The organism is Methylocystis sp., assembly GCF_051061225.1.
Lineage (GTDB): Bacteria > Pseudomonadota > Alphaproteobacteria > Rhizobiales > Beijerinckiaceae > Methylocystis.
The window spans coordinates 1-3141 of sequence record NZ_JBPFEB010000119.1 but is presented as its reverse complement, the minus strand read 5'-3'; the positions used below and the strand labels follow the sequence as shown (position 1 = coordinate 3141).

The window sequence follows — 3141 nt, the reverse complement described above, 5'->3', positions numbered from 1 at the left end:
GAGGCGGCGTTTGACGGGATGCCGCGCAGTGCGATCATGACCGGCGCCGTCGACTTTGTGCTTCCAGTGGCAAAAATCGGAGAGGCGCTTGTCACCTACGACCAACAGATGGCTGGTTCAGATAAGCATTCCGGACATCCTGGAGCGGGGCCAGAAGACTGTCTTCTACAGATCGTCGAGCTTCTGCGCACAAAGACCGGCCACGATTTCACGCTTTACAAGCCGGGCACGCTAAAGCGCCGGATCGAGCGGCGGATGGGGATGGTAGGGGACGGGGCTCTCGACATGAGCCACTACCTTGACCTACTCCGCAGCGACGCGAGAGAGCTTGACCTTCTCGCAAAGGACTTGCTCATCCATGTGACGAGTTTTTTTCGTGACTCTCGGACCTTCGCGCTGCTGGCAGAAAAGATCGTCCCCGAGATTGTCAGAGACCACGCGCCCGATCGAAACATTCGCATATGGGTTGCAGGTTGTAGCACGGGTGAAGAAACCTATTCCCTCGCCATGCTGTTCCTCGAGCAGATCGCTGCCGAAAATCGTAGCCTCAAGCTTCAGATCTTCGCCTCGGATATTGACCCGGACGCCGTCGCCAGCGCTCGCGAAGGCCTCTACCAGGAAACCATCGAAAAAGACGTCTCGGCGGCGCGCCTTGCCCGCTTCTTCACGAAAGAGGATCATTGTTACCGGGTGACGCCTGAGCTGCGATCAACGGTGGTGTTCACGGTCCAGGATATCCTCGCCGATCCTCCCTTTTCCCGTCTCGATCTGGTTTCATGTCGCAATCTTCTGATTTATCTACGCCCCGAGGCGCAAGAGAAGGTAATCGCGCTGCTCCATTTCGCCTTGCGGGAAGGCGGCGTCGTTCTCCTCGGCGCCGCCGAGACGATTGGGAATGTCGAGGGCCGCTTCGAGGCGATCTCCAAAGCCGACCGCATCTATCGGCGCATAGGTCGGAGCCGACCGGGCGAACTCAGCGCTTTGATAAGCCCCACTCATGGAGCCGGGCCGCCCCGGCGTCACGATCAGGAACAGAAAGGGTTGCGCCCGGCGGCCCTGGCCGACCTCTGCCAACGCCTGGTCATGGAGACCTACGCGCCGGCGGCTGTGCTGATCAATCGCAAGTATGAGTGTCTCTATTTTCTCGGGCCGACGGACAGCTATCTGAAAGTCGCGTCCGGCCATCCCGACCAGAACCTGCTTACGATGGCGCGAGAGGGCTTCCGGACCAAGCTGAGGGCCGCGGTTCAACGGGCCGGGCAGGAGAATAGACGCATCGTCGTCGCTGGCGGGCAAATAAAACGAAATGGCGATGCGCTTTCATTCAGCATCGCCGTGCAGCCGGTTATGAACGAAGGGGAAGAGCTGCTGCTGGTTTGCTTCATCGACCAGCCTGAGCCCGCTCGCAGGCGAGACCAGCAATCCGGAGAACTTTCACGGGTCGCCGAACTCGAGCAAGAACTCGAGGCCACGAAAATTGAACTTCAGGGCGCCATTCACAATCTGGAGACATCCAGCGACGAGCAGAAGGCGACCAACGAAGAAGCGTTGTCCGTCAATGAGGAACTGCAATCCACGAACGAGGAGCTTCTGACCTCGAAGGAGGAGTTGCAATCGCTCAATGAGGAGTTGACCGCGCTCAACGCCCAGCTCCAGGAAACGTTGGAACGGCAGCGTATCTTGTCCAACGATCTGCAAAACGTTCTCTACAGCACCGACGTGGCGACGCTCTTCCTGGACGCCAATCTCAATATCCGCTTCTTCACGCCGACCACCAAACTGCTGTTCAGCGTCATCCCGACCGACGTTGGCCGGCCGTTGGCGGACCTGCGCTCTCTGGCGGCGGATGACGCGCTTCTGGCGGATGCACGAACGGTCCTGCAAGACCACGCGCCGATTGAGCGGGAAATCCAGGCTCAGACCGGCGCCTGGTACAGCCGCCGGATCATGCTTTACCGCGCCCAGGACGATCGTGTCGAAGGCGTTGTGATCACCTTTGCCGATGTCAGCGAAAGACACCACGCTCAGCAAGCGCTAGAAGCCGCCAAGCTTCAAGCGCAACAGGCCAATATGGCAAAGTCGCGCTTTCTCGCCGCCGCAAGTCATGATCTCCGTCAGCCGCTACAGTCGCTCGTGCTGCTGCAGGACCTGTTGGCCAAGACCGTCGAGGGAGAGAAAGCAAAGAAGCTGGTTTCGCGCTTCGAAGAAACGTTGGACGCCATGTCCGGTATGTTGAACGCGTTGCTCGACATCAACCAAATCGAGGCCGGCACGGTCCGACCGGAAATCGTCTGCTTTCCGATCAGCGATCTTCTCGAGCGGCTGAAAAGGGAGTTCGCCGACCACGCGCGAGCCCAGGGACTTTCCTTGCGGTTGGTCTCGTGCGGGCTTTCAATATGTAGCGATCCAGCGCTGCTCGAGCAGATGATCCGCAACCTGTTGTCTAACGCCCTGAAATACACTCGAAATGGCAAAGTGTTGCTCGGGTGCCGTCGGCGGAAAGGAATGCTGAGCATCGAGATCTGGGACACCGGAATCGGAATCCCCAAGGGCGAGCTTCGCGCCATCTTCGACGAATATCATCAGATCGACAATGCCGCGCGCGAACGCAAACGGGGGCTTGGCCTCGGTCTCTCCATCGTGCAGCGCCTGGGAGGCCTGCTCGGCCATCAGGTCCGTGTCGCCTCCAAACCTGGCAAGGGCTCGGTCTTTGCCATTGAGGTCACGGTCCCGACAAGCGACGCCGCGCCGCGGCCGGAACGGGATAGTCAAGGCAAGAGTGTCGAAGTCGCTAAAGGCGCTCCCCACACAGGCGCGGTTCTGGTCGTCGAGGACGATCCAGAGGTTTGCGACCTCCTCAAACTTCTCCTTGAAGAGGAGGGTTATCGCGCAGTGACGGCGCCAGATGGGGATGCAGCCCTCGACCTCGTCGCGCAGGAAGGCTTCCGCCCAGATCTCATTGTCGCGGATTACAATCTTCCGGGCAGCATGAACGGGCTCGACGCCGCCGGGACGGTTCGAAAAAGACTTCACCGCCAGATTCCGGTCATTATTCTAACCGGCGATATATCGACGGGCGCCTTGCACAAGATCGCGAGCGGCGATTGCGTTCAGCTCAACAAGCCCGTTAAATCAGCCGAG

General features: G+C 59.4%; 1 protein-coding gene. It reads left to right on the top strand.

The window, feature by feature from the left end; genetic code table 11:
* Positions 1 to 3141, top strand: a 3141-nt coding sequence (locus ACR652_RS20075) for a CheR family methyltransferase (protein ID WP_434508241.1), incomplete at both ends; no start/stop codon positions are given.